Source organism: Hugenholtzia roseola DSM 9546 (assembly GCF_000422585.1).
GTDB classification, from domain to species: Bacteria; Bacteroidota; Bacteroidia; order Cytophagales; family Bernardetiaceae; genus Hugenholtzia; species Hugenholtzia roseola.
This window is the reverse complement of sequence record NZ_AUGI01000025.1, coordinates 112,495-137,104: the sequence shown is the minus strand read 5'-3', so window position 1 is coordinate 137,104 and position 24,610 is coordinate 112,495. Positions and strand designations below refer to the sequence as shown.

Here is a 24,610-nt window from a genome sequence, read left to right as displayed (position 1 = left end):
AAAGATAGGGCGTTTTTTCTAAAAAACAAAGTCGAGGATAAAAATTTGTCTTTTCACCTTTGTTTGTTTGGGGGAACAAAAAAGGCAGTTTTAGCGGTTTTGGGTAGAAAAAAGACGGCTTTTGGTGTTTAGGCTTGGTTTTTAGCAATAATGTGTTATTTTTTAGACTAATATCTGTATTTCTATGTCATAAAAGCAGTGCTTTCTAAAAGTATTCTAAGATTTTTTTTCGCTTTTTTCTACAATTTTGCAACGTAAGTTTATTTTTTGCGTATCTCTTTTTAAAATATTTGACACACGCCTCCGCTCCTTGCCGTTTTCTAAAAATCACCAACAATTATCTACCTCTCTTACGCCTAAGCCCACTTTGTATGTTTTCGATAAAATCTTCCGTTATGGCATGGTTTTTTTTCGGAATTTCGCTTTTTCAGACAGTTCAAAGCCAATCGCCACAGCCCTATCCTACTGAATTTCAAGACACGATGCAAAACGCTGCACAAACCTATGCAGGAGCTTCGTCTGCCTCGTTGCGTTATGATACCTTGCGCATTTCGCCTCAAAATTTGGAAACGCTTTCGGCTGATTTGAGCGCGAATTTAGACACAGATTCTTTCTATTTGGCACTTTTAGAGCGACCAGAAGCGCGTATTAGCAAACATTTTTTGGAAAATACCCATCAGCCCGAACTCTACGATACTTTGGTACGAATAGAGCTTCCTGCGGCAGAGTATGAATTTTATCTCTTGCCTGATGAGGTCTTTTTGGTCAAGGCAATGGTGAGTCAGCCTCAATATCAACTTTGTCCGAAGTTGATGATGGGCATGTCGAAGAACCTTTTTTTCCAATATTATGCCTTTCAAGTGCCGCCTACGGCTTCGAATTTGGTACTGATTGTAGAAGATGAATTGGACGAAACTTTTTATAGCTTCCAATTCGAAAACGAAGTGCTGACCCAGATGCACTATCAGGGCTATGTAGATTAAAGGTTGTCTTTTGAGCAGGATTTTTTCTTTTTCCGACTTTCTTCTTTGCCTTCTCAATTTCTATGATTTTTACGCCAAGTGCATTTTTTTTACTACCTTTGCGATACGATTCTTTATCTTACCTCAAAAAAAGAAAGCCATGTTTGCATTCTTGTTTGCTTTTATCGGCAGCTTAGGCGGCTGGGAGATTATGGTGATTCTCCTTGTGATTTTATTGCTTTTTGGTGCAAAGCGGATTCCCGAATTAGCACGCGGCTTGGGCAGAGGCATACGCGAATTTAAAGATGCCACCAAAGAAATCCGCGATAGCATCGAAGAAGGCGGCGTTACGGACGAAAAGAAAAAAAACTAACGCCTTTCTCTTTACTCTTTTTCGCCTTTAAGGGCGAACCCTATTTTGTCCCCTCAATAGCAGGAACTTATCTCCTGCCCTATGCCCTGCGCTTTCCACTTTGTCTGGAAAAAAGGCAGTGCCGATAGGGTAGGCTTTTCGATACACTATGGAAAAAAACGCGATTCTTTCACACCCCACGCTCATAGATTTACAAGCCGCCTTGCAAAGGGGCGACACAACCTGTAGAGCCGTCGTAACTGCCTACTTAGAGAACATAGAAGCAGCACAAACCCTCAACGCCTTTTTGGAGGTATATGCCCAAGAAGCCCTCGCGCAAGCAGAGGCGGTAGATGCCAAGATAAAGGCAGGAAAGGCGGGCAAGTTGGCAGGCTTAGTCGTTGGCATCAAAGATGTCCTCTGTTATCAAGACCATCAGGTTTCGGCTGCCTCCAAGATTTTAGAAGGCTTTGTCGCACAATTTACGGGAACAGTGGTGCAAAGGCTTATCGAGGAAGATGCGATTATCATAGGCAGACAAAATTGCGACGAATTTGCTATGGGGTCGGGCAATGAAAACTCCGCCTTCGGTGTAGTACGCAATGCCGACGACACAAGCCGCGTACCCGGTGGCTCTTCGGGCGGCTCGGCAGTGGCAGTACAGGCAGACTTGTGCAGGATTTCGTTGGGAACAGACACAGGTGGCTCGGTGCGTCAGCCTGCGGCGTTTTGCGGTTTGGTAGGATTAAAACCTACTTATTCGCGCCTTTCGCGTTATGGTCTGATTGCTTGTGCGTCTTCTTTTGATACGATTGGTATTTTTGCTAAAAATGCCCAAGACGCTGCCCTTGTTATGGAAGTAGTGGCGGGCAAAGACCCTTATGATAGCACTTCTTCAAGCCGCCCTGTGCCTGCGTATGCTGAAAAATTGACACTCGAAGCGCATTTTACCCAAAAGCCCAAAATCGCCTACCTTCGCCAAACCCTCGAAGGGGAAGGATTAGCACCTGCGGTACGCAAGGCAATGCAAGTGCAGATAGAGCGTTTGAAGGCGCAAGGTTTTGAAGTAGAGGTCATCGACTTTCCCCTGCTCAAATATTCGCTGCCCATTTATTATTTGCTCATGACGGCAGAGGCAAGCACCAATCTTTCGCGCTATGATGGCGTGCGCTATGGCTACCGTAGCCCAGAAGTGGAAGATTTGGAAGGGCTATACAAAAATTCGCGCAGTGAGGCTTTCGGGCGCGAGGTAAAACGTAGGATTTTGTTGGGAACGTTTGTATTGAGTGCCGACTATTATGATGCTTATTTTACAAAAGCCCAAAAGGTGCGCCGCCTGATTCAGGAAGAGATGAAAAAGTTTTTCAAAACTTACGATTTTATCCTTTCCCCTACCGCACCTACTACTGCCTTTGAAATTGGAAAGTATGAGGGCGAAACCGTAGAGATTTATTTAGCCGACTTATTTACCGTTCCTGCTTCTGTGGCGGGTATCCCTGCTATTTCAGTGCCTGTGGGCAAAGACGAAAAGGGGCTTGCCATTGGTTTGCAAATCATGGGCGATTTTTTTAGCGAGGAAAAACTCTTGGCAATGGCGCATTATTTAGAGAGCCAGTCGAAATAAAATCGCACCCAAAAAATAGCTTTTCAAACCCTAAGCCGTTTAAGACGCTTGGGGTTTTGCCTTCTAACGCCTAACGTAATGGATTTCAAATGCCTCTTGGGAATTTTCCACCAGCAGAGTCAGTTTTTTTATCGAATGTAAAATGGATTCAGACGCACTTTTAAAATTAGAAAATCAAATTTGCTTTCCTTTGTATGCGGCTTCACGCCTGATAACACGCTTGTATCAGCCTTACCTCGAAGCTTGGGGGCTAACCTATCCGCAGTATTTGGTCTTACTTTTTTTATGGGAAAAGGAAAAAGGCTATGTGCAGCAAATTGCTCAATCGCTATTTTTGGAAACCAATACCGTAACGCCCTTGCTCAAACGCATGGAACAAGCGCAGTGGATAGAGCGCAGGCGATGTGTGGAAGATGAGCGAAAGGTAGAAGTGCTGCTCACACAAAAGGGGCGCGATTTGAAGGCAGAGGCACACTGTTTGCCCCAAAGGTTGGTTTCTCATCTCAATTTATCCTTAGAAGAGCTGCACCATCTAAAAGTGCAGTTGCAAAAAATAACGGAAACCTTAGAAAAAGTAGAAGACAAAAAATAATAAAAAAAGTCGAAAACAAGTCGTAGTTTAGAAAACTATTCGCAACCTTCTTTGCGCCTTGTATCGGTGATGTGGAGAATTTTCCAGCCCCCTTCGGTCTTGTGCAGTTGGAACGCATTAACGCCACAATGGAGCAATTTTTCTTTGTAGAAAAATAGGTAGGGAGTCCAGACGGTAGCCAAATAGCCATCTATTTGAATTTGGCAAGCCAAGATTCTTTCTTCTATGCTACCTGCCTCTATTTGGGTAAAGGGCTGCAAGAAGGCTTCAAAATCCGTAATGATTTGTACTTTATCTTGGTCTAAAATTGAAACTAAGCGAAAATGAGGCGAAAAGCAAGCCTTTATCCGACTTGTATCGCTTTGGTGCATGCCCTCGAATAATTCGGAAATGCAGTGGCGGATAGCCAGCGAGTCTGTTTGCGCCTGCAAAAAAGAAGGCGATAAAGCCAAAAGAAAAAGAAGTAGATATTTCATAGGTTGTTTTAAAAATAAATTGTAGTTTTTCGCTCTGTCAAAGGTTTAAAAAATCATTGGCAAAAGAAGGGACAAAGCATGGCTCTGTCCCTAATAAATCAAAATAAGGTTTGAAGATTGTAAAATAGTAGGTTATAGACCTATCCAGCCGCGAATGGCTTTCCAAATGTCCATGCCGTTGGCAAAGACCATGAGCGCGATAAGAATGACCATGCCCACTCTTTGTGCTATTTCCATCACTTTTTCGGGTGCAGGCTTTCCAGCAATCATTTCATAGAGCAAAAACATGACGTGTCCGCCGTCTAAGGCAGGAATAGGAAGCAGGTTCATAAAGGCTAAAACCATAGAGAGCATGCCTGTCAGAAACCAAAAGCGTTCCCAATTCCAGATTCCACCATAGAATTTTCCGATACTTATCAATCCCCCGACTGATTCAGACATAGGAATTGTACCAGAAACAATTTGCTTCATGCCAGCTAATTGGAGAAATACTACCTCGAAGGCGCGTACCGAACCCACTTGCATGGCTTGGGCAAAGGTATAGGATTCCTCGCGCGTTTGGAGTTTGATTTCGGGGCGAATCCCTAAAAGGGAATCCTTGCTAAGGTCGGCTTCTACTACTACTTCCTGATTTTGGCGCAGGGCTTTGATGGTGAGTTTTTTGCCTTTCCCTTCCGCAATCGCTGTTTGCAGGTCTTGGAAATAGCGGATATTTTGCTCGTTGATGCTCAAAATGCTATCGCCTACTTGCAGACCTGCAAGGGCGGCAGGTTTTTTGGGCATTACCTCGCCTACTTTAAAGGGCATAAGAGGGCTTACGAAGCCACGTGCGCTTTTGTTGGTGCTAAATTGGCGGATAAAATCGTCGGTGATGGGAAGCGAAACGATAGTGCCATTGCGTTCTACTTCGATATTGCCGCCTTCTAAGATGGTGGCAGGATTGGCAAGTTCGTTAAAACTTTGTAGCGTTCTGCCATTGACACGCTGTATTTTGTCGCCTTTCTGAAAGCCTAAACTTGTGCCTAATTCGCTGGGGTAGATGCCGTGCTTATTGACCTCCTGCATGGGATAGTAAGAATCGGGAAAGGAGAAAGTATAGATGATAAAAATCACCACGCCGACGATAACATTGACAATAATACCGCCCAGCATCACGATAAGACGCTGCCAAGCTGGTTTGCTGCGAAATTCCCACGCCTGCGGTTCTGATTTGAGTTGCTCGGTATCCAAAGATTCGTCTATCATACCTGCAATCTTGACATAGCCGCCCAAAGGAATGGCACTTAGACAGTATTCGGTTTCCCCTATTTTAAAACTAAGTAGCTTAGGAGGGAAGCCGATAGAAAAGGTTTCTACCCTAATACCAAAGGCTTTTGCAGCCCAAAGGTGTCCGAGTTCATGCACGCCGACCAAAAACGAAAGCCCCAAGAGCAACTGTAAGGCACTGATAAGAATCTCCAAAACAGATAGGATTTTAAGTGGAAGAAATGGCTGCGCCCCCAAAAGAAGGCTTGAAGATGATTTTGACCCAATTTTAAGTAGCAAAGATAACACATCAAAATCAAATCCCAAAACAGAAAAAAGCCACACCAAAGGCAGCCCCGTCTTTCAGAGCAAGAAGGGTAGCCCGTTGGTCTGTTCTTTCAAACGGTTTTAAGACAATTAAGTTAGGCAAAGGGCATTATTCGAGGTGATATTGGGTCTAAATGGGGTCTAATTTGGGGTCTAAAAATTAAAATGTGCCTTTGCAAACGCACCTTTGGCATATTTTTGTAGTGCCTGCGCCGTTTTTTTAGCACTTGCCTCATCTGTATCGCCTACAAAGACTCTAAAAATGCGCTGCTCGCGATTGTTTGTCCATGTGGTTTGGATATAGATTTGGTCGTAGCCCACTGCCATGAGTTCTTTGCCGCGTTGAATGGCGTTTTTCAAGTCGCTATAAGAAGCGATTTGCACGCCAAAGCCTTTTGGGAAGCGTTCTGTACCCCAAATGCTAAACCAGCGTGTCTTGTATTTGAGAGCCTCTTTTTCTTTGTTGATATCCACTATTGGGCGTTGCGGCTGTGTGTCTGTTTTGCCGCCGCTGTCGCTCGTTGGTAGGGTAGTGCCGTATTCGCCTACGCGAATGACGCGCAATTTTACCTTTGCAGTGCCATCATAGACCATATCAATTTTTTGCGCCGCCGCCTTCGAAAGGTCGATGATGCGGTTCTTGACATAAGGTCCTCGGTCGTTGATGCGCACGACGATACTTTTGTTGTTTTTCAGATTCGTAACTTCTACTAAGGAATTAAAACTAATGCGCTTGTGCGCAGCCGTTTCCATGTACATGGAAAAACGCTCCCCATTGGCGGTGGGTTTGCCATGAAACTGCTCGGCATAATAAGAGGCTACGCCTTCTTCCACATAGCCCAAACTATTGTGGTTGTAATCTTTTGTGCCGCTGGTCAGCATTGCCAAAACTCCTGCCCCGTAAATGGCGTGCAGGACGCGCCCAAAACGACCTACAAAGGCAGGCAGCTGCTTCCGCGCTTTGCCGACAGGCAGAGCGGAAAGAGATTTTAGAATAACACCCATGTAAAGACAACGATATTTGAATAATTAGGATAGGATTTGCCCATGCAAGAAATAAAAACTTTGCCAAATTCACAACTTTTAAGAAGAAAAAATCAATTTTTTCTACCCCAAGCCAATTTCTGTGGTGTTAAATTCTAAAAGTCAAATGCAAATGTAGGGATAAGGCAGTGATTTGTCATATACCCCAAACCCTAAGGGTCTTGAAGACCCTTAGGGTTTAAGTCCAAATTTCATTTCGTTTCAAATTTGAAAACATAAGGCTTTTCGCAAAACACAACCTGCCCCAAGCCAATCCTACTAAGCTATTCTATAAACTCGAAGGCAGCATCTTGGTAATAAACCAGCTTGTGAATGTGTGCCGTAAGGGTGCGCAAATCTTTCCCTGTGCCATAGTTGGGCAGTTGGTTGATGTGAATTTTAATCGGAATCTCCTTTGCCCAATATTGTAGCAAATCAAATAAAAGCATTGCATCATCTATCGAAACAATCTTGACTTTGAGGCTCTGAACTCTAAAGTGTTGATTGTCTGTGATTTTAAAAACAAAATAATCTACTTTTAAATTTTGCTTGATGCCCTTAATTTCTATACTTGCCGTTTGGTTCAATAAAATGCGCTTGTACTGCTCATTTGCCACTTCCACTAAAATAGACTTTGCATCGAGATAAAAATTGTGTTCGGTCTTGAAAAATGCACCTTTGGGAATTTTAAGGCGGGGCAATAAGGTGAGCGAAATAGCACCCAACGCAAAATTAAAAGGCAAAATTAGAGAAGACGGAAAGATGCTCGATACTAAAAAAAGAACCAAATTGAGCAATAAGGTAAAAATGAAAAACAAGTTTGTCAGGCTCACTTTTTTTTCTGTCTTGTCTTTTGATAATGCCCACGCTTGATTTTGTAACAAACTTGGCTCTATTTGGTAGCTCGCCACTAAGGGGTAGCCCTCGGTAGTGAAGCTGCGCTGGCGAATTTGTAGCGTTTGGGTTTTGGTAGGAAAATGGGCAAGGGTCTGATTTTGTCCGCAATGTTGGTAATTTAGGTACTGCCAAGTTTCCCAAAGAAAAACGGATTGGCAGGCGGCACAGAAAACGACTTGGTCGTCTGCCTTGATGGTATCGCCCGTAATGGGGTCTTGGCGGTTTTCGGCTAAAAAGTCGGCGTGCGTCTGGTTTTTAATATGATGGAGGTGAACTTTTGGCTTCATAGCAAAGTAGAAAAGTAGGAATTAGACTGTGGAAGGCTTGTTTTTTATTCGTGTGAAATGCCCGAAAGGTTTTGATTTTTATCGTACCTTTGCGGCAAATTTTGGCAAACTCAATCTCTGATATGGTCTTTATTTGTAGGAAGGAGCATTTTTCGGCTGCCCATCGGCTCTATAACGCCGCTTGGAGTCCCGAAAAAAACTGTGAAGTGTATGGTGTTTGTGCCAATCCCAACTGGCATGGGCATAATTTTGAACTGGTAGTAAAGGTAGGGGGTGAAATAGACCCCAACGCAGGGTGGGTCATGGATATGAAAGTCTTGGGCAGGCTCATCAAAGAGAGCATCATCGAGCGCGTCGACCATAAGAACCTAAACGAAGAGGTTGATTTTCTAAAAGGCAAATTCCCTTCTTGTGAGGTCTTGGTGATGGAATTTTGGAAAATCCTTGCCCCTCAAATTGAAGCCCATTCGCAGGGACGCGCCCGCCTGCATAGCCTTACTTTGTGGGAAACAGAGAAAAACTTTGTGGAATACTTCGGATAAAAGCCCTTTTTCTTTGAGAAGTGCCTAAAAAGTAGCGGTTTTTCGAAAAAAAGACAAGTTTTTCAAAACAAAATTTCGTGCTTTCTCTGTTTTCTATTAAATTTCGAGTATGAAGATTTTTTGCTATTCACCCAATTCTTACCAGAAAAACAACAGAAAACATGGATAGGGTCATTACCATTGCTGCAAATGCGGCTTATGATTTATACTATCACGCCGACAAAAATCGCTTTTATCTCACTTTAAAGGGTTTTTGGAAGTCTGTCGACGTTGCGCCCAACTACCTTTCTGATTGGCAGAAAGCCCTTTCGCTTTCTACCGAGGGCTTTACAATCCTAACCGACTTGCGTACTTCTAAGGTCTATACGCCCGAAGTGGCGGCTTTGCACGAAAAGGCGCAAAAAATGGTAGTAGATGCAGGGCTTTCCCAAACTGCCGAAGTGCTGCCTAATAGCGTCTTTATGGATTTTCAGACGCGCTATTTGAGCGAAAAAAGTCACATGCCCACCGACAAATTTACCGAAATAGAGGCTGCCGAAGCCTACCTCGATTCGCTACAAATTTTGGCGGAAAGCCGAAAGGAACAGACTGCTACCAAATCTGACCCCTTGTAGTTCCAGTGATGTTAAATTCTAAAAATTAGGTTCGAATGTAGGGACAAGGCAATGCCTTGTCCGCCCTAAGATAGAAACAAAAAAGGGCTTTCAGACCTAAAAAAAGAGTTTTGCCCAAATTTTATTTCGTTTCTAATGGGATAAGACAAAACTTAATATGATTACTTGTAGTCCTACTTACTGTCTTTGGCAAAGGCTTTGCAGCGTTTTTAAAGAGGGCTGCCAATAAAACTTTGCCAAAGGTCTTTCTGCTAAGGGTATTTTGATGCCAAAGCCCTGCATGAGCATCAATTTTTCGCTTATTTTTGCTTACTTTTGGGGCTATTTGGTGGCTTCTTCTCCTCTGTCTTCATTTTTAATTGTATGCCCTTTTTCAAAAAAAAGCCCAAATTTAGGCATTATACCCAGTTAGACCAAATGGATTGCGGTCCTACCTGCCTGCGTATGATAGCGCGACACTACGGAAAAAATATCCCAATCCAGCAACTGCGCGAACTTTCTTTTATCGGCAAACAAGGGGTCTCTTTTTTAGGAATTAGTGCTGCCGCCGAAAAAATAGGCTTTCGCACGCTTTCGCTCAAAGCAGACTTCGCCCTTTTGGTCAATGAAGTCCCCCTGCCCTGCATTGCGCATTGGCAACAGAACCATTTTGTCGTCATTTTTCACATCGAAAAAAACAAAAAAGGCACATGGATACACGTCGCCGACCCCGCCACAGGCATTGTCGTCTATTCCCAAGAGGAATTTTGCAGGTATTGGTTGCATGCGCAAAATAGCAAAGACGGCGAAGGGCTGCTCCTGCTTTTAGAACCCACTGCTAATTTCTACCAACAAGAAGAAAATTTAGAAAAGCGCACCGACCTAACTTTTCTCTACAAATACCTCATTCCCTATCGCCGCTATATCATACAACTGCTTATCGGCGTTTTGGTAGGAAGCCTGATTTCGCTGCTTTTCCCTTTCCTGACCCAAGCCGTTGTAGATTATGGCATCAAGACCGAAAATGTAGGCTTTGTCTATACCATACTTTTTGGACAACTGATGCTTTTTTTGGGAAAAACTGCCATCGAGATGATTCGCGGTTGGATATTGCTCCACCTTTCGGCGCGTATCAATATGGCTATTTTATCCGACTTCCTGATAAAACTCATGCGTCTGCCCCTTTCCTTCTTCGACTCTAAAAACTTGGGCGACCTCATTCAGCGCATGCGCGACCACGATAGGATAAAGGTCTTTCTAACGTCTTCTTCTTTGAGTGTTGTTTTCTCTCTTTTCAATTTGTTTATTTTTAGTCTGATTTTAGGAATTTATAGCCCCCTTATTTTGCTTTTGTTTTTGGTAGGAAGTTCTTTTTATGTGGGTTGGATTTTCTTTTTTCTAAAAAAGCGAAAACAAATAGACTACAAACGCTTCAACCAATTAGCCGCTAATCAGACCACAGAAGTACAGCTGCTCACAGGCATGCCCGAAATCAAACTCAATAATTGCGAGCGGCAGAAGCGTTGGGAATGGGAACGCCTCCAAATTCGCCTTTTCAAAATTAGCCTCAAAAGTTTGGCTTTGAGCCAATACCAAAATGCGGGCGGCTTTTTTATCAATGAACTCAAAAATATCCTCATTACCTTTGTGGCGGCAGGGCTGGTCATCAAAGGCGAAATGACTTTGGGTATGATGTTAGCCGTTTCCTACATCTTGGGGCAGCTCAATAGTCCCTTGTTCCAACTCATTGACTTTATCCAACAAGCCCAAGATGCCAAAATTAGTTTGGAGCGTTTAGCCGAAATACACAACGCCGCCGAAGAACAGAGTCAAGCCATCGGCGAAGCCTTTATCATTCCCGAAAAAGAAGACCTTTTTATCCGAAATTTAAACTTTCGTTACAACGACCCCAACAAAGATTGGGTCTTAAATAATCTCAACCTTATCATACCCAGAGGCAAGACCACAGCTATCGTCGGCGCGTCGGGAAGTGGCAAAACAACCCTTATCAAACTTTTGCTCAAATTTTACGACCCCGAAATGGGCGACATCCGTATCGGCGAAACTACCCTAAGAAGCATAGAAGCAAGCCAATGGCGCGAAAAATGTGGCTCTGTTATGCAAGATGGTTTTATCTTTTCGGATACCATTGCGCGAAATATCGCCGTCGGGGAGGATATTATCGATAAAATGAGGTTGCTCAAAGCCGTAGAAATTGCACAAATCAAAGAGTTTATAGAAACTTTGCCCCTCAATTACAACACCAAAATCGGTGCGGAGGGCGTAGGTTTGAGTGGCGGACAACGCCAGCGGCTACTCATTGCGCGTGCCGTCTATAAAGACCCCGAATTTCTTTTCTTCGACGAAGCCACCTCCGCCTTAGATGCCAACAATGAGCGAAAAATTACAGAAAAACTAACCGAATTTTGCAAAGGCAAGACCACTATCGTAATTGCTCACCGTTTGAGTACGGTGCGCAATGCCGACCAAATCTTGGTCTTAGACCATGGGCAGGTGAGCGAAAGCGGCACGCACGAGGATTTGGTAGCCAAAAAAGGACGTTACTATGAATTAGTAAAAAATCAGTTGGAATTGGGCAACTAATCTGTTGCAAATCCCGCTGCTCAAAGGTTATATTTTCATAAAGTTCCACAACTTTGCCTTTCTAATAGAGAAAATTGGTACCTTTGCCCTTCAAAAAAGGTAGTGTTTCGTCTTTTGTTTTTCCTACTCAAAAAAAAATGGTATGACATACGCTTTATTTTCTACTTGTGCAAATGGTTTGGGAGCGGCTATTTTTTCAGGCTTTGCCTCGCCTTTGGCTGCCATTTCTTGGTCGGCTTCGGATACGGTTTTTAGTTTCGGCTTTATAGAATTGCGTTGGTATGGCTTGCTTTTCGCCTTGGGCTTTATCATTGGCTACCAAATTTTTAGCAGAATCTATAAAATTGAGGGCAGACCGCAAGAGGATTTGGACATTTTACTCACCTACATTGCCCTTGCTACCATTATCGGCGCACGCTTAGGACACTGTTTTTTCTATGACCCCGAATATTATTTGAGCAACCCCATCGAGATTTTTCAGCCGTGGAAGGGCGGCTTGGCAAGCCATGGGGGAACAATCGGTATCCTGATAGCACTCTTTTTATACACACGCAAACGCCCCGACCAGCCCTACCTTTGGCTCTTGGATAGGATTGTGATTCCGATTGCCTTAGCAGGGGCTTTTATTCGCATGGGCAATTTGATGAACTCCGAAATTTACGGCGGCACAACCGACCTGCCTTGGGGCTTTATCTTCGAGCTACGTGGCGAAACAGAGCCGAAGCACCCTACCCAAATTTATGAAGCCCTTTCCTATCTTTCGCTTTTTGTGATGTTGGTCTTTATGTATCTGAAAGATAAGCGCGTACTGCCCAGCGGCAGGATTTTCGGCACTTTCTTAGTCGTTCTTTTTGGGGCGCGTTTGCTTATAGAATTTGTCAAGAACGTGCAGGAAGAGTGGGAAATCGACCTAATTGCCGCTACGGGATTGAACATGGGGCAGTGGCTTAGTGTGCCTTTTATTTTGGTAGGATTTTATTTTCTTGTCCGTTCTTTTTCGCCAAAAGCCAAACAAGAGGCGATTGATTTTGATGCAAAATTTAGTAAAAAGAGTACAAAATCATAGCCTAACTGCCTGCAAGGACACAAACAGCAGCAGTGCAGTTGTTTGTGTTAGGTTCTAAATTATCATTTGTTTTGTAGGGACAAGGCACTGCCTTGTCCCAAGTTTGATTGAAACAAAAGTGGTTTCAGAACTTGTTTTTTTTCCTATTTTCCGATAGAAATGATGGTGATAGAAACAAAGGCGATAGAAATAAGAGCGAAAGGCTTTTTACGAAACTTTGTCTTCGCTATTTCTAATATTTTTAGAAAATGATATAAAAAAATTGAAATAAAAAATGCAAGTTTCTTTGATTGTAGCCAAAGGCGAGCGTGGCGAAATTGGCGTTGCAAATGAAATGCTTTGGAAATTGCCTGCCGATATGAAGTTTTTTCGCCAAACCACAACGGGGCATACCCTTTTAGTAGGGCGCAAGACCTTCGAAAGTTTCGGAAAAGGTTTGAAAAATAGATTTTGTATCGTACTGACAAGTCAAACCGATTACGAACACGACCCTACTTTGGCAGCACTTTGTCCCGATTTGGATACTGCCTATCAAATGGCACAGGCACGCGGCGAAAAGGAGTGTTTTGTAGTAGGGGGAGCGCAAATTTATGAACAAGTTTTACAGAAAAAATGGCTTACCAAATTGTATATTACCGAAGTTTTAGCTACTTTTGAACGTGCTGATGCCTTTTTCCCCTCGATAGAGGAGGCAGCGTGGCAGCTCGAAAGCGAAACCTACTATGCGGCAGATGCACAGAATCAATACAATTTAGTTTTTAAGAGATACACAAAAAGAACCTAATAAGTCCTTTTAAGTTTTAAATTTTTCCCCTGCTATGGTCAATCTTCGCCTGCGCTCGCTTCGGTGGCGCATCTTAGCCAATCAATACTACAAAAAATACTACCAAGAGCGTCCCTCGAAAGAGCGGTTCTATGTGGGCGCGATGGCTTTGGTCTTGTTTTTTGTCGTGATGCAGGCTTTTTTTTGGCTTTGGCGCACCTACAGACCCGTAGAAATTTGGCAGATTATCCCCCATCAAGCCGTTTTGGTACTCGAATCGGATAATGCCGCTCGCGATTGGGAAAATTTGCAAGCCTTTCCACTTTGGGAGCAGATAAAAAAATTACCTTATTTTAAAGGACAAAATGCCAAACAAAATCTGATACAGACCCTAAGCACTGATACTTTGGGGTGGAAGAAATATTTGGTAGATAAAAAAGTTTATGTTTCATTGCACTTGGTTTCTCAAAGTGAAGTAGATTTCCTTTTTTATACTCAACTATCTGAAACAGAACTACTTTGGTTGCCTTCTTTTTTAGAAAGGTGGGCAAAAGACAAAAAATGGGAGTGGCAGGAGCGGCATTTGGAAGGGCAGACCATTTACGAGGTAATAGAAAATGGAGATGTACTTTTTGCCTGTACTTTTTATGACAAATTTTGTATCATCAGCCATACGCCACTTTTGGTAGAAGATGTCATGCGCAAGACGGCAAAAAATATGAGCGAATCTTTTTTGGGTGCGCCCAAAGCATTGCAAAATTGGTCTAAAATTGAAAACGAACAGGTCAAAATCTATATCAACTTTAATCAATTTCCAAATTTTATCGCTGCCTTTACCAACGAAAGCCAACAGCAATTATTGGAGGATTGGAAACGGTGGGCGCAGGCGTTTCTATTAGAAGGGCTTTTGCAAAAAGATGGCATGGTGCTAAATGGTACGCTTTTATATCAAGACGATTACCAAGAGAGCGACTATCTGACGGTCTTGTCTTCGCAAGAACCCACTGATTTTGAAGATATTTTGGCTTACATTCCCAAACAGACCGCCATTTTTTATAGAATTGGAATAGCCCAACAAGCACTTTTTTTGAAAGATTTAAAGGCTTATTGGAAAAAATTTGAGCCACAAAGTTTGCAAGCGCGTGAATCTTTGGCAGATGAATACAGTTTCCAAACAGACGAATTTTTGTCCTACCTTTCCCAAGAAGTAGCCTTAGCCGTCTTCGAAACTTCCGAAAGCCGCGAAGAAGCCGAAAAGATTTTATTTTTAGAAATGCGCGATTCGGCACAAAGTCAGGCACTATTAGAACTTTTAGCCGAAAATGCGGCGGCGAAATGGGCAGCAGAAAGTGAGGTTTCCATTTATGAAAAGTATGAAAAAAATACCATTCTTAGAATTGAAGTAGAAGAATTACCACAAAAACTATTAGGAAAAGTCTTTGCGGGTTATCCGCGCACCTATGCCACTTGGGTAGGGGCAGGCAAATATTTGGCATTTGCCAACACTTCGGAGGCTTTGCATACCCTTATCGACGACCAAGCCGACGAGCAGGTTTGGGCAAAGTTGGTGCGCCAACGCCAATTCTTTAAAGAGGCAGGCACAAAAGCAACCCTGAATCTGACCGTAGATTTGCCTCGCGCTTGGAACTGGATTTTTCAGCGGCTTTCTTCCGAAAAACAGCAGGAATGGGAAAAATATAAGTACATTCTCTTAAATGCTGAACTACTTTCCTTTCAGGCACAAAGCCAAAAGGAAACCCTTGAAACGGCATTTTTGCTCAAAAATAGAAGCGTTCCTGCCAAAACGGAGGGAAAGAGCTATCAGGTAAAAGCCAAAAGTACCTTTTCGCAGGTTTTGGAATCGAAGCCCTATTTGGTTAGAAATCATATTGATAGAAGCCGCGAAATTTTGGTACAAGATGCAAATGATAATCTAAGTTTGGTAGCCGATGATGGCAAAATTCTTTGGACAATTCCTCTCAATGGCACGCTTCGAAACCAAGTCTATCAAATTGATATTTACAACAATAACAAACTGCAATATTTATTAGCTACCCACAATCGCATCTATGTTTTGGATAGATTGGGACGCAATGTAACGGGCTTTCCTGTTCAAATTGGAGGCTATATAGATGAATTAGGCTTGATAGATTACGAAGGTAAGAAAGAGTATAGAATTGCAGCTTCCACTACCGAAGGCGAGGTTTTTTTATACAATAAAGAAGGACGCTCTTTGGCAGGTTGGCAACCCAAACGCCTTAATTCCGCCCTTTCAACGCCTTTGCGCCATGTTCGGATAGGAAACAAAGACGCACTTTTGGCATTACAAGAAAACGGACGCATGTATGTTTTGCAAAGAAATGCAAATACTTACCCCAAATTTCCGCTTCCTTTTGATGTTCCCGTACATTCGCCTTTTTTCTTGCAGTATGGCAAGACGTTGGAAGAATCTATCCTCACTTTTGTTTCCGAAAAAGGCGAAACTATCCGCCTCAATTTGGCAGCGAAAGTGTTGGAGCGCAAGGAATTGTATCGGGCTTCGCGCCATACTTTTTTTAGTTTGTGTCTTGATGAAGTAAATAAAAAGAACTATGTAGTAGTTCGTTATGATGACAAAGAAGTTGCTATTTTGAAGCCCAACGAACAACTTTTGTTTGCCAAAACGTTTTCTAATAGCAATCCTAAAAAAGTTCAGTATTACAACTTTGGAGGTAGCACCGAAATTATCGCCATCTCTGATTTGCAGGAGCAAAATACCTACCTCTACTACCCCGACGGCACACTTTTTACGCAAGAGCCAATTCCAAGCAATGGTGAAATTGTGCTATTGTATTCCGAAAAGAAAGAAGAATTTTATCTCTATCGTACCTACAATAAAGAATTGGATTTACTGGTTTTAAAAAAATAACTTTTCCAAAATAATTCATACAATAGCTCATAAAATAGCTCATAAAGTAGTTTCCAAAACTTCGGCTAAAAATTTCGTTTTCAGACCTTGCGCCATCAGCAGAGGCAGGTGGCGAATTTTCGCCGCTTTTCAAACATTTTCCACTTTTTTGCGCTTGTAAAATTGCTTGTTCTGCTTTTCTTTGCGAACTTTGCGCAGGCTTTAATAGAATAAGTCTAAATAAGGAAAGTGCTTTTTATTTGTCGAAAAGCACAAACCCCATTCGCAATCCATCTCAAAACGAAAATAATATGTTGTCTATAAAAAACTTACACGCCAAAATCGAAGACAAACCGATTCTAAAAGGTTTAAACTTTGAAGTAAAAGCGGGCGAAGTGCATGCCATCATGGGCCCTAATGGGTCGGGCAAAAGTACGTTGGCTTCTGTTTTGGCAGGAAAAGAAGACTATGAAGTTACCGAAGGCGAGGTGATTTTTCAGGGTAAAAATCTGCTGGATTTAGCCCCCGAAGAACGTGCCGCCGAGGGCGTTTTTTTGGCGTTTCAGTATCCGATAGAAATTCCGGGCGTGAGCAATGCCAATTTTTTGAAAACGGCGGTCAATGAAATTCGCAAGTACAAAAATTTAGAACCGCTTGATGCCGTAGGTTTTTTAAAATTGATGAAAGAAAAGGCAGCAATGATGGAAATAGAGGCTTCTATGTTGTCGCGCTCGCTTAATGAAGGCTTTTCGGGTGGCGAAAAGAAGCGAAATGAAATTTTGCAGTTAGCAGTGCTAAACCCTGCCTTAGCGATTTTAGACGAAACCGATTCAGGTTTGGATATAGATGCTTTAAAAATTGTAGCAAATGGTGTCAATAAATTCAAATCAAAAGAAAAGGGTGTAGTTGTCATTACACACTATCAAAGGCTTTTGGATTATATCGTACCCGACTTTGTGCATGTCTTGTATCAGGGTAGAATTGTGCGTTCTGGCACAAAAGAATTGGCGTTGGAATTAGAGGAAAAAGGTTACGATTGGATTAAGGCAGAGGTGGCGGCACAGATGCAATAAGTGTAAGTCTTTGATTTAAAGGCTCTTACACTAAAAATGCCTCTCTCTTTGTTTCTACATTTCTTGTTTTTTTCCGAACCTTTCTTGCCATGACCTCACCTACTTCTCTCGACCTGAAAGCACAGTTTTTAGCACCCTTCGAAGCCCTGCTGGAAAGTCCCGCCCTTGCGCCCTTGAAAAAAGAACGCGCCGCCGCTTTCCAAGCCCTAAGTGAGCAGGAGCTTCCCACACAAAAGCACGAGGAGTGGAAATATTTTCCGCTCAAAACGCTCTGTGAAACTCCTTTCGAAACCGAAACCGACACACAGATTGCAGAATCCGACTTTGAGCCTTTTCTTATTCCCGATTTGGAGGCAAATCTTATCGTCTTTGTCAATGGAAAATTGGCGTTTAAGGGCTTAAAAGAAAACCATAAAGGACTAAGGATTGCGACTTTTTCAGAAATTGCACAAGAAAAGCCCGATTTATTAGAAAAGCACTTCAATCAATATACAAATTTTGAAGGTAATTTCTTTACCAAACTCAATACTGCCGCCACACAAGAGGGCATGCTGATTGAAATTCCGAAGAATACAACGTTGCGTTATCCTATCGTGCTGCTTTGGATTTCGAAAACCGAGCAAGACAATTTGGCTACTCAAATTCGAAATTTGGTTTTGGTAGGCGAAAATAGTCAAGCCAAAATTATTCAGCAAAATGCCGTTATCGCGACCAAAAATCAGCAAAAAAATGGTAAAAATTGGACAAATAGCGTAACCGAAATTGTATTAGAACGATACGCGCACTTAGAACATTACCGCCTGCAAGACGACCCTGCACAAGATTTTTACATAGGTTCTACCTTTGTTCGCCAAGCCGACAATAGCCACTTCGAGGATTTTACCTTCTCTTTTGCGGGCAAACTGATTCGAAACAACTTAGTCTTGTCTTTGGGTAGTCAGGTAGAAGGGTATATGAACGGACTGTATCTTCCTGATAGTCAGTGTGTTGTGGATAATCATACGGCTGTGGCGCACGAAAAACCGAATAGTTATAGCAACGAACTATACAAAGGCGTTTTGGGAGCGCAAAGCAAGGCGGTCTTTAATGGTAAGATTTTTGTCATGCCTGATGCCCAAAAAACAAATGCTTTTCAGTCTAATAAAAATATTTTGTTAGATGATTCAGCCATTATCGATACCAAGCCACAGCTCGAAATTTGGGCAGATGATGTGAAATGCTCGCATGGCGCAACCACAGGGGCGATAGACCAGGATTCTATCTTCTATCTGCGTGCGCGTGGGATTCCGCAAAAGCAGGCAAAGGCACTTCTGATGCAGGCTTTTGCCTTAGAAGTAGTAGAAAAAATTAAAATAGAAGCCTTGAAAAATCATATAGAACAAAAAATCTATAACCGTTTTTCATAATAGCTTGCTCCTCTCAAAAAGTTGCGCGTGAAAGTACGCGCAACTTTAATCTTTGTGTGCATTTTTAATAAAAAACAAAGATGAAAGTAAAAACTGACTTTCAAAACCAAATCCCCTTTTTAGGGGTAGGAATGGGCTTTCGCACACCTTTTCTGCCTGCTTTATGGCATCATAAAAAGGAGGTCGATTTTTTGGAAATTGTAGCCGACCACTATTTAGAGGCAAAAGGACAGAAAAAAGAAGAATTAGACTTTTTAAAAGACAATTTTATCCTCATTCCCCATGCGTTGGATACTTCTTTGGGCAGCAGTGAGGGACTTTTCGAGCCTTATATAGAAAAATTGGCACGTCTGATAGACTACCTAAATCCACCTTATTGGAGCGAACATTTGGCTTTCACAAGGGCGGCAGGCGTAGGCATTGGGCATCTCACGCCCACTACTTTTTCTACTGAAATGCTCGATATTTTTACAAAAAATATTGAGAAAGTGAAAAGTTATATCAAAAAGCCTCTTATTTTAGAAAATATAACCTATGCCTTTCGCCTTCCTGATAGCGATTTAGAGGAAGCCGATTTTATTAGTCAGTTAGCCCAAAGAGCCGACGTAGGTTTGCTTTTAGATGCTACTAATTTATATATCAATAGCGTTAATCACAATTTTAGTTATATGGATTTTTTAGCTAAAATACCCAAAGAAAAAATTATTCAACTGCATTTTGTGGGTGGGCAGGCGCAGGGCGAATGGCTTATAGATAGCCACAGCAGCAAAACGCCTCCTCAAATTTTGAAAGTGATAGAAGAAATTGTAAAATTAGCCCCTCATCTAAAAGGTGCAATTTTAGAGCGAGATGAGAATTTTCCGCCTTTTTCCGAAATAAAAGAGGAAATGGCGACGGTAAGAGCCTTATTTGAAAAGCATAAAAACAGCGAAAAATAAATTTTAAAAAATAAACTATTTTACTGACGACATAAAAGAAAACGCAAAAAAATCGCTACTTTTGTCCCGACTTTCACCTTATTCTTCATCAAGATTTTCTTTCAAGACATGTTCAAGACCACAGAAATTACGGCTTATACCATTCCGAGCGATAACGTTATTCACCAGCGGTTGCTCTTTGCTTATGAAAAAACGGTTGAAACGATTTTAAAATCAAATCAGAAAGTTTCGGTCTTAGAAATTGGCAGTGGAGCAGGCAAAGGCGCGGAACTTTTGGCAGCACACCCCGAAGTAGTCGCCCATTATACTGCGATTGATAAAAACAACCAACTTGTGCCTCACCTGCAAAATAAGTATCCTCACTTCAAATTTGTGGAAGGTTTTGTACCCCCTCTGCCTTTTCAAAATGAAAGTTTCGATTGGGTTATTACCCAACAAGTAATAGAACATATAGAAGATGATTCGTTTTTTTTAACTGAAATTCATAGGGTTTTGAAAAAAGGCGGAAAGGCTATCATCACAACGCCTAATAAGCCTATGTCGCTTACGCGCAATCCTTGGCATGTGCGCGAGTACAATCCCAAAGAGATGCACGAACTGGCGGCGCAATTCTTTGCAGAGGTAGAATTGTGGGGCATTACAGGCGATAAAGTAGTTTGGGATTATTACGAAAAAAACAAGCAATCGGTGGCAAAGTTCAAGCGTTTGGACATCTTTAATTTGGAGCAAAATCTGCCTCGTACCCTATTACAAGTTCCTTATGATTTATTGAATCGTTGGAATAGAAATAAATTGAAAGACCAAAATGATGGTTTAGTTGCTGCCGTAACGACGGAAAACTACCGCTTTACAGAGGATTTGGATACCTGCTTCGACTTCTTTTGTATCGTAACGAAAAACTAATTTCCAAACATGAAAATCAGACAAAAAAAATCGACGCTGCTAATAGCGTTGCTGACGCTTCTTTTTTGCACCCTTAATGCCTGTTCGGGTGATGAACTTGGGCGCGGCGCACCTGCGCCCGATTTCGAGGCGATAAATCTCACAACGGGCAAAAAGGTAAAACTTTCTGACTACAAAGGCAAAGTCGTGATGCTTTATTTTTGGGCAGATTGGTGTCCTACCTGTAAGAAAGAGTTTCCCGAAACACAAGCCTATTATGCTGAAATTCAACAAGATAAGGCTGCCGATTTCGAGCTTTTAGCCATCAATTACAAGCAAGAAATAGAGGCTTCTGAAAAGTTTAAACAAGAATTTAATATCTCTTTTCCTATGCTACCCGATAAGGAAGGCGAAATAGCTGCACTGTATCAGGTAGATGAAAGACTGCCTACTAATTATTTCATCGACCCCGAAGGCAAGATTATTCGCAAGATTTTGGGCTGGGTAGATAAAAAACAGGTTAATATTATGATTGAACAACACAAACAAAAATAAGATTTCTGCGTTTTGTAACATCTGTTACTGAAAGCAGAAAAAAGACTTTCTATCTTCGTTATCAAATCATCTTACCATCAAAAAAATGAAAAAAATCTCAAATCATCTTACTATTCTTGTGTTGCTTTCTTTGCTTTTCTTTTCGGCTTGCGCCCAAAAACAAGATAGCGGAGCGCAAATGAGCCAACAAGAAGGCATGACCCAAACAGGGACTGAAACTGGTTCTGAAACAAATACAGAAATAAATTATGACTGTGTAAATTGTGGCATGCCCTCGCAGGATTTCCCTAATTGGCAGGCACTTGTCAAAGAAACAGGGGGCAAAGAAGTTTATTTCTGTGCGCCGCGCTGCTTATTTATGCACCTAAGCGAGGAAGAAGCGGCGGCGAGAGCTTCCGAAATTCGCGTTGTCAATTATTACAAAGCCCCTGAAAAAATAGATGCCAAAACTGCCTTTTTCGTTACAGGCAGCGACGTAACGGGTCCTATGGGCGTAGATTTTGTGCCTTTTGCAAATCAGCAGGACGCAGAGGCTTTTAAAAATGAGCATCAGGGCAAACAAATTTATAGCTTTTCCGAAATCACGCCCGAAGTCTTGAAGGCGGAACTGGGGGGAAAAAAACACCAAATGGCGCACTAATCTTATTTTGATGGCGTTGGATTTGTAAAATCCAATGCCATCAAAGAGGAGAAATGCTCTTCTGTGCATTTCTTTTTGGAGGGGTGTTTGAAAAAAAAGCAATTTTTTTTATATTTAATGCCTTGAAAATCAAACCGAAAAGAGAAAACTTCTGAAAAAAGCGAAAAAAAAAGCGCGAAACATTTGGAGGTTATCAAAAAACGCCTTACCTTTGCATCATCATTTCGGACGGAGATGACAAACAAAATCAAATCTTCTTTTAGTCTTTGGAACTAAACCGAACTAAAAGCGGTTTTCTAAAAAAGATAGAGAGGTGGCCGAGTGGCTTAAGGCGGCACCTTGCTAAGGTGTTGTACTCGTAAGGGTACCGGGGGTTCGAATCCCTTCCTCTCTGCAATCTTCCTAAGATTTTGTTCTGTCTTTCTAAGCAAACGAAATCTTAAAGAGTTCGGGGTGTAGCGTAGCCCGGTTATCGCGCCACATTTGGGATGTGGAGGTCGCAGGTTCGAATCCTGCCACCCCGACGAATTTACTTCATAGGATTGTTGAATAGATGCTTTTATATCTGTTCAACAATTTTTTTATCTTGTTTTGTCGCTTTAAAGTGCCAAAATAGATAAAAGTTGGTTCCTTAGCTCAATTGGATAGAGCAACTGCCTTTAAGCCTTTGCAAAAAAGACTTGCAAAATTAGGAGCCTTTATAGAGAAACAAAATCTATAAAGTGGATAGTACTATATCGGTGAAGCCTTCCTTAGATGTAAATCTAAAATGGTAATACCGAGGAAACTCTTATCCTTTGGGGATAGGGTGTCTTGAAGGCTCAAATCGAATTTAAGATTTGAGGGTAGAGATGCCTAAAAACAATCAGCAGGCAAATGTTCATCTTGCCTCTGATTATTTGGAGGTTCCGTAGAGACTACACGTACTACACCTGAAATGGTGAAGATATAGTCCAGACCACAAATTATCTTTGAATTTGAAGAAGATAAGCAATGAAAATTGTAGTTGGTACGCTAAGCAGTAGGTTGCTGGTTCGAATCCAGCAGGAATCACGATAAAAAATCTGCCTCACAAATTCTAATGGTAGAATGGTGTTAGAATGGCATTTGATAGGGCGTAAGACCCCAAAAAAGACCAAGACTCTTTGCGAAAAGTCTTGGTCTTTTTTGTTTGCTTTGCGTTGTATTGAAAAGTAAGCCCAAAAACCTTTTCGCCCTTATGCAAGTTTAAGAAAGGGTACTTTGTTTTTATTCACCAAAAGCCACTTCCTCTCTATTTTATGCCCTCATCTCTTACTTATACGCACCTTAGCACGTCACAACGCCTTGAACTTAAAACCTTAGGCGACCTAAAAGCGGCAGGTTATATGCCAATTTCGGTCAAAGAAGAGCTTAGACAGAATCTTATCCAAGCCTTAGAAAGTGGAAAGTCTGCCTTCGAAGGAATTTATGGATATGAAGATACCGTTATTCCGCAGTTGGAAAGGGCGATTCTTTCGCGTCATAACATCAATTTGCTCGGTTTGCGTGGGCAGGCAAAAACGCGCTTGGCACGCTTGATGGTCAATCTTTTAGATGAATATGTCCCCATTGTGGCAGGTTCAGAACTCAATGACGACCCTCTTGCGCCACTTTCACTTTACGCGCGGACGCAAATAGAAACTTTTGGCGACCAAACACCGATAGCTTGGCTACCCCGTCAGGAACGGTACACCGAAAAATTGGCTACGCCCGACGTAACCGTAGCCGACCTAATTGGCGATATAGACCCCATTAAGGCGGCAAACTTGAAAATATCCTATTCTGATGAGCGCAGTATCAATTTTGGTCTAATTCCTCGCACGCATCGCGGCATCTTTGTCATCAATGAAATTCCCGATTTGCAGGCGCGTATTCAGGTAGCACTTTTTAATATTTTGCAGGAGGGCGATATTCAGATTCGTGGCTTTAAGATTCGCTTACCGCTTGATATTCAGTTTGTTTTTACGGCTAATCCCGAAGATTATACCAATCGCGGCAGTATCGTAACGCCACTCAAAGACCGTATTGGCAGCCAAATCATTACACACTATCCGCCTACGATTGAGGTTTCTAAAAAAATTACGCAACAAGAGGCACAGGTCAAGACCGAACAGAAAAATCGTGTCCAGACCTTTGAATTTAGCGACAATTTGCTCGAAGCCATTGCTTTTACGGCACGTGAAAGCGAATTAGTAGATGCCAAAAGTGGCATTTCGGCGCGTCTGACCATTTCGGCTTATGAAAACCTTATCAGCACAGCCGAAAGAAGGGCGATTTTGAACAAAGAGCCACACACGTATTTGCGTATCAGCGATTTTATGGGCATTGTGCCTGCTTTGGCGGGCAAAGTAGAGTTGGTGTATGAAGGCGAACAAGAGGGCGCAGGTATTGTGGCACAAAGTCTTATCAATAAGTCCTTGCGCAACATTTTTACACAATATTTTCCTAATCCAGAAAAGGAAAAGAAAAATAAAATAAACCTTTACAAAAACCTGCTCGATTGGTTTGAGGCAGGCAATACGCTCGAACTGCTCAATGACTTATCTACGGCAGACTACGAAGCCAAACTCGATAGCGTGCCTTTTCTCAAAAAAATAGTTTTAGCAAAGATGCCGACTTTAAAGGGGGCAGAATTGTATCTGATGATGGAATTTTGTTTGCATGGCTTGGCAGAATACTCGGCTATTGGTCGGAAAAATTTGGATAATGCCCTTACTTTCAGCGACTTACTTAGTGGCATGTTTTCCCTACCACAAGAAGATGACGACGAAGAAGACGACTATTAAAACAAAAAATAGGGCAGCCACAAGGCTTTGAAAGGTCGTTTGCGCCTTTGAAAACGCGCTCTCTTTCGG

21 protein-coding genes and 2 tRNA genes are annotated in these 24,610 nt (G+C 42.1%); 19 read left to right on the top strand and 4 right to left on the bottom strand.

Features of this window, described 5'->3' with window-relative positions; translation table 11 throughout:
• Positions 1-395 precede the first annotated feature (395 nt).
• From G500_RS0100620 to G500_RS0100605, 4 genes are all read left to right on the top strand, one after another.
• Positions 396-983 (top strand): hypothetical protein, encoded by a 588-nt coding sequence (locus tag G500_RS0100620; RefSeq protein ID WP_027001189.1) that lies wholly within the window; start codon positions 396-398, stop codon positions 981-983.
• A 139-nt stretch (positions 984-1,122) separates the two neighbouring features.
• Entirely contained in the window at positions 1,123-1,335 is a 213-nt protein-coding gene (locus tag G500_RS0100615) for a Sec-independent protein translocase subunit TatA/TatB (RefSeq protein ID WP_027001188.1), read from the top strand.
• Between the two features lie 148 nt (positions 1,336-1,483).
• Complete coding sequence (gene gatA / locus G500_RS0100610; protein WP_027001187.1) at positions 1,484-2,938, top strand: Asp-tRNA(Asn)/Glu-tRNA(Gln) amidotransferase subunit GatA; 1,455 nt, start codon at positions 1,484-1,486, stop codon at positions 2,936-2,938.
• 142 nt (positions 2,939-3,080) lie between these two features.
• Positions 3,081-3,530, top strand: a complete 450-nt coding sequence (locus G500_RS0100605) for a MarR family winged helix-turn-helix transcriptional regulator (RefSeq protein WP_027001186.1) — start codon at positions 3,081-3,083, stop codon at positions 3,528-3,530.
• 35 nt (positions 3,531-3,565) lie between these two features.
• Here G500_RS0100605 and G500_RS0100600 read toward each other — a convergent pair whose 3' ends face one another.
• From G500_RS0100600 to G500_RS0100585, 4 genes are all read right to left on the bottom strand, one after another.
• Positions 3,566-4,006, bottom strand: coding sequence for a nuclear transport factor 2 family protein (locus G500_RS0100600; RefSeq protein ID WP_027001185.1), 441 nt, complete (start codon positions 4,004-4,006; stop codon positions 3,566-3,568).
• A 132-nt stretch (positions 4,007-4,138) separates the two neighbouring features.
• Complete coding sequence (rseP, locus tag G500_RS0100595; protein WP_027001184.1) at positions 4,139-5,467, bottom strand: RIP metalloprotease RseP; 1,329 nt, start codon at positions 5,465-5,467, stop codon at positions 4,139-4,141.
• A gap of 264 nt (positions 5,468-5,731) precedes the next feature.
• Complete coding sequence (locus G500_RS24650) at positions 5,732-6,583, bottom strand: septal ring lytic transglycosylase RlpA family protein (protein WP_051203186.1); 852 nt, start codon at positions 6,581-6,583, stop codon at positions 5,732-5,734.
• Positions 6,584-6,885: 302 nt separating this feature from the next.
• Entirely contained in the window at positions 6,886-7,785 is a 900-nt protein-coding gene (locus tag G500_RS0100585) for a hypothetical protein (protein ID WP_027001183.1), read from the bottom strand.
• 122 nt (positions 7,786-7,907) lie between these two features.
• Here G500_RS0100585 and G500_RS0100580 point away from each other — a divergent pair, with 122 nt between their 5' ends.
• The 15 genes from G500_RS0100580 (at position 7,908) to G500_RS0100485 (ending at position 24,541) form a co-directional block, all read left to right on the top strand.
• Positions 7,908-8,327, top strand: coding sequence for a 6-pyruvoyl trahydropterin synthase family protein (locus G500_RS0100580; protein ID WP_027001182.1), 420 nt, complete (start codon positions 7,908-7,910; stop codon positions 8,325-8,327).
• 161 nt (positions 8,328-8,488) lie between these two features.
• A complete protein-coding gene (locus G500_RS21825) occupies positions 8,489-8,941 on the top strand; it encodes a hypothetical protein (protein ID WP_051203185.1) in 453 nt (150 codons plus the stop codon).
• 363 nt (positions 8,942-9,304) lie between these two features.
• Complete coding sequence (locus G500_RS0100565; protein WP_027001181.1) at positions 9,305-11,524, top strand: peptidase domain-containing ABC transporter; 2,220 nt, start codon at positions 9,305-9,307, stop codon at positions 11,522-11,524.
• Positions 11,525-11,666: 142 nt separating this feature from the next.
• The gene (gene lgt / locus G500_RS0100560) at positions 11,667-12,590 is read left to right on the top strand and encodes a prolipoprotein diacylglyceryl transferase (protein ID WP_086047758.1); all 924 of its coding nucleotides are present in this window, start codon (positions 11,667-11,669) and stop codon (positions 12,588-12,590) included.
• A gap of 274 nt (positions 12,591-12,864) precedes the next feature.
• Positions 12,865-13,374, top strand: a complete 510-nt coding sequence (locus G500_RS0100555; RefSeq protein ID WP_027001179.1) for a dihydrofolate reductase — start codon at positions 12,865-12,867, stop codon at positions 13,372-13,374.
• Positions 13,375-13,408: 34 nt separating this feature from the next.
• Complete coding sequence (locus G500_RS0100550) at positions 13,409-16,261, top strand: hypothetical protein (protein ID WP_027001178.1); 2,853 nt, start codon at positions 13,409-13,411, stop codon at positions 16,259-16,261.
• Positions 16,262-16,551: 290 nt separating this feature from the next.
• Positions 16,552-17,313, top strand: coding sequence for a Fe-S cluster assembly ATPase SufC (sufC, locus tag G500_RS0100540; RefSeq protein WP_027001177.1), 762 nt, complete (start codon positions 16,552-16,554; stop codon positions 17,311-17,313).
• An 89-nt stretch (positions 17,314-17,402) separates the two neighbouring features.
• Positions 17,403-18,719: a Fe-S cluster assembly protein SufD gene (gene sufD / locus G500_RS21820; protein WP_035755811.1), complete on the top strand. Its 1,317-nt coding sequence runs from the start codon at positions 17,403-17,405 to the stop codon at positions 18,717-18,719.
• An 80-nt stretch (positions 18,720-18,799) separates the two neighbouring features.
• The gene (locus G500_RS0100530) at positions 18,800-19,657 is read left to right on the top strand and encodes an MbnB/TglH/ChrH family RiPP precursor modification enzyme (protein ID WP_035755808.1); all 858 of its coding nucleotides are present in this window, start codon (positions 18,800-18,802) and stop codon (positions 19,655-19,657) included.
• 108 nt (positions 19,658-19,765) lie between these two features.
• Positions 19,766-20,560, top strand: a complete 795-nt coding sequence (locus G500_RS0100525; RefSeq protein ID WP_027001175.1) for a class I SAM-dependent methyltransferase — start codon at positions 19,766-19,768, stop codon at positions 20,558-20,560.
• Between the two features lie 9 nt (positions 20,561-20,569).
• Complete coding sequence (locus G500_RS21815; protein WP_051203184.1) at positions 20,570-21,094, top strand: peroxiredoxin family protein; 525 nt, start codon at positions 20,570-20,572, stop codon at positions 21,092-21,094.
• 85 nt (positions 21,095-21,179) lie between these two features.
• On the top strand, positions 21,180-21,734 hold the full coding sequence (locus G500_RS21810) for a nitrous oxide reductase accessory protein NosL (RefSeq protein ID WP_051203183.1): 555 nt from the start codon (positions 21,180-21,182) through the stop codon (positions 21,732-21,734).
• Positions 21,735-22,041: 307 nt separating this feature from the next.
• Positions 22,042-22,128 (top strand) — tRNA-Ser (locus tag G500_RS0100505).
• Positions 22,129-22,183: 55 nt separating this feature from the next.
• A tRNA-Pro gene (locus G500_RS0100500) sits at positions 22,184-22,258 on the top strand.
• A 756-nt stretch (positions 22,259-23,014) separates the two neighbouring features.
• Positions 23,015-24,541, top strand: coding sequence for an AAA family ATPase (locus tag G500_RS0100485; protein ID WP_027001173.1), 1,527 nt, complete (start codon positions 23,015-23,017; stop codon positions 24,539-24,541).
• Positions 24,542-24,610 lie beyond the last annotated feature (69 nt).

Excerpts from the sequence above, each read along its gene's own strand:
- G500_RS0100605 (WP_027001186.1), top strand. The coding sequence starts at position 3,081 with ATGGATTCAGACGCACTTTTAAAATTAGAAAATCAAATTTGCTTTCCT.
- G500_RS0100600 (WP_027001185.1), bottom strand. The coding sequence starts at position 4,006 with ATGAAATATCTACTTCTTTTTCTTTTGGCTTTATCGCCTTCTTTTTTG.
- G500_RS0100580 (WP_027001182.1), top strand. The coding sequence starts at position 7,908 with ATGGTCTTTATTTGTAGGAAGGAGCATTTTTCGGCTGCCCATCGGCTC.
- G500_RS0100615 (WP_027001188.1), top strand. The coding sequence starts at position 1,123 with ATGTTTGCATTCTTGTTTGCTTTTATCGGCAGCTTAGGCGGCTGGGAG.
- lgt (WP_086047758.1), top strand. The coding sequence starts at position 11,667 with ATGACATACGCTTTATTTTCTACTTGTGCAAATGGTTTGGGAGCGGCT.
- sufD (WP_035755811.1), top strand. The coding sequence starts at position 17,403 with ATGACCTCACCTACTTCTCTCGACCTGAAAGCACAGTTTTTAGCACCC.
- G500_RS0100525 (WP_027001175.1), top strand. The coding sequence starts at position 19,766 with ATGTTCAAGACCACAGAAATTACGGCTTATACCATTCCGAGCGATAAC.
- G500_RS0100620 (WP_027001189.1), top strand. The coding sequence starts at position 396 with ATGGCATGGTTTTTTTTCGGAATTTCGCTTTTTCAGACAGTTCAAAGC.
- G500_RS24650 (WP_051203186.1), bottom strand. The coding sequence starts at position 6,583 with ATGGGTGTTATTCTAAAATCTCTTTCCGCTCTGCCTGTCGGCAAAGCG.
- G500_RS0100585 (WP_027001183.1), bottom strand. The coding sequence starts at position 7,785 with ATGAAGCCAAAAGTTCACCTCCATCATATTAAAAACCAGACGCACGCC.
- G500_RS0100555 (WP_027001179.1), top strand. The coding sequence starts at position 12,865 with ATGCAAGTTTCTTTGATTGTAGCCAAAGGCGAGCGTGGCGAAATTGGC.
- gatA (WP_027001187.1), top strand. The coding sequence starts at position 1,484 with ATGGAAAAAAACGCGATTCTTTCACACCCCACGCTCATAGATTTACAA.
- G500_RS21825 (WP_051203185.1), top strand. The coding sequence starts at position 8,489 with ATGGATAGGGTCATTACCATTGCTGCAAATGCGGCTTATGATTTATAC.
- G500_RS0100550 (WP_027001178.1), top strand. The coding sequence starts at position 13,409 with ATGGTCAATCTTCGCCTGCGCTCGCTTCGGTGGCGCATCTTAGCCAAT.
- G500_RS0100530 (WP_035755808.1), top strand. The coding sequence starts at position 18,800 with ATGAAAGTAAAAACTGACTTTCAAAACCAAATCCCCTTTTTAGGGGTA.
- G500_RS0100565 (WP_027001181.1), top strand. The coding sequence starts at position 9,305 with ATGCCCTTTTTCAAAAAAAAGCCCAAATTTAGGCATTATACCCAGTTA.
- G500_RS21810 (WP_051203183.1), top strand. The coding sequence starts at position 21,180 with ATGAAAAAAATCTCAAATCATCTTACTATTCTTGTGTTGCTTTCTTTG.
- G500_RS21815 (WP_051203184.1), top strand. The coding sequence starts at position 20,570 with ATGAAAATCAGACAAAAAAAATCGACGCTGCTAATAGCGTTGCTGACG.
- sufC (WP_027001177.1), top strand. The coding sequence starts at position 16,552 with ATGTTGTCTATAAAAAACTTACACGCCAAAATCGAAGACAAACCGATT.
- G500_RS0100485 (WP_027001173.1), top strand. The coding sequence starts at position 23,015 with ATGCCCTCATCTCTTACTTATACGCACCTTAGCACGTCACAACGCCTT.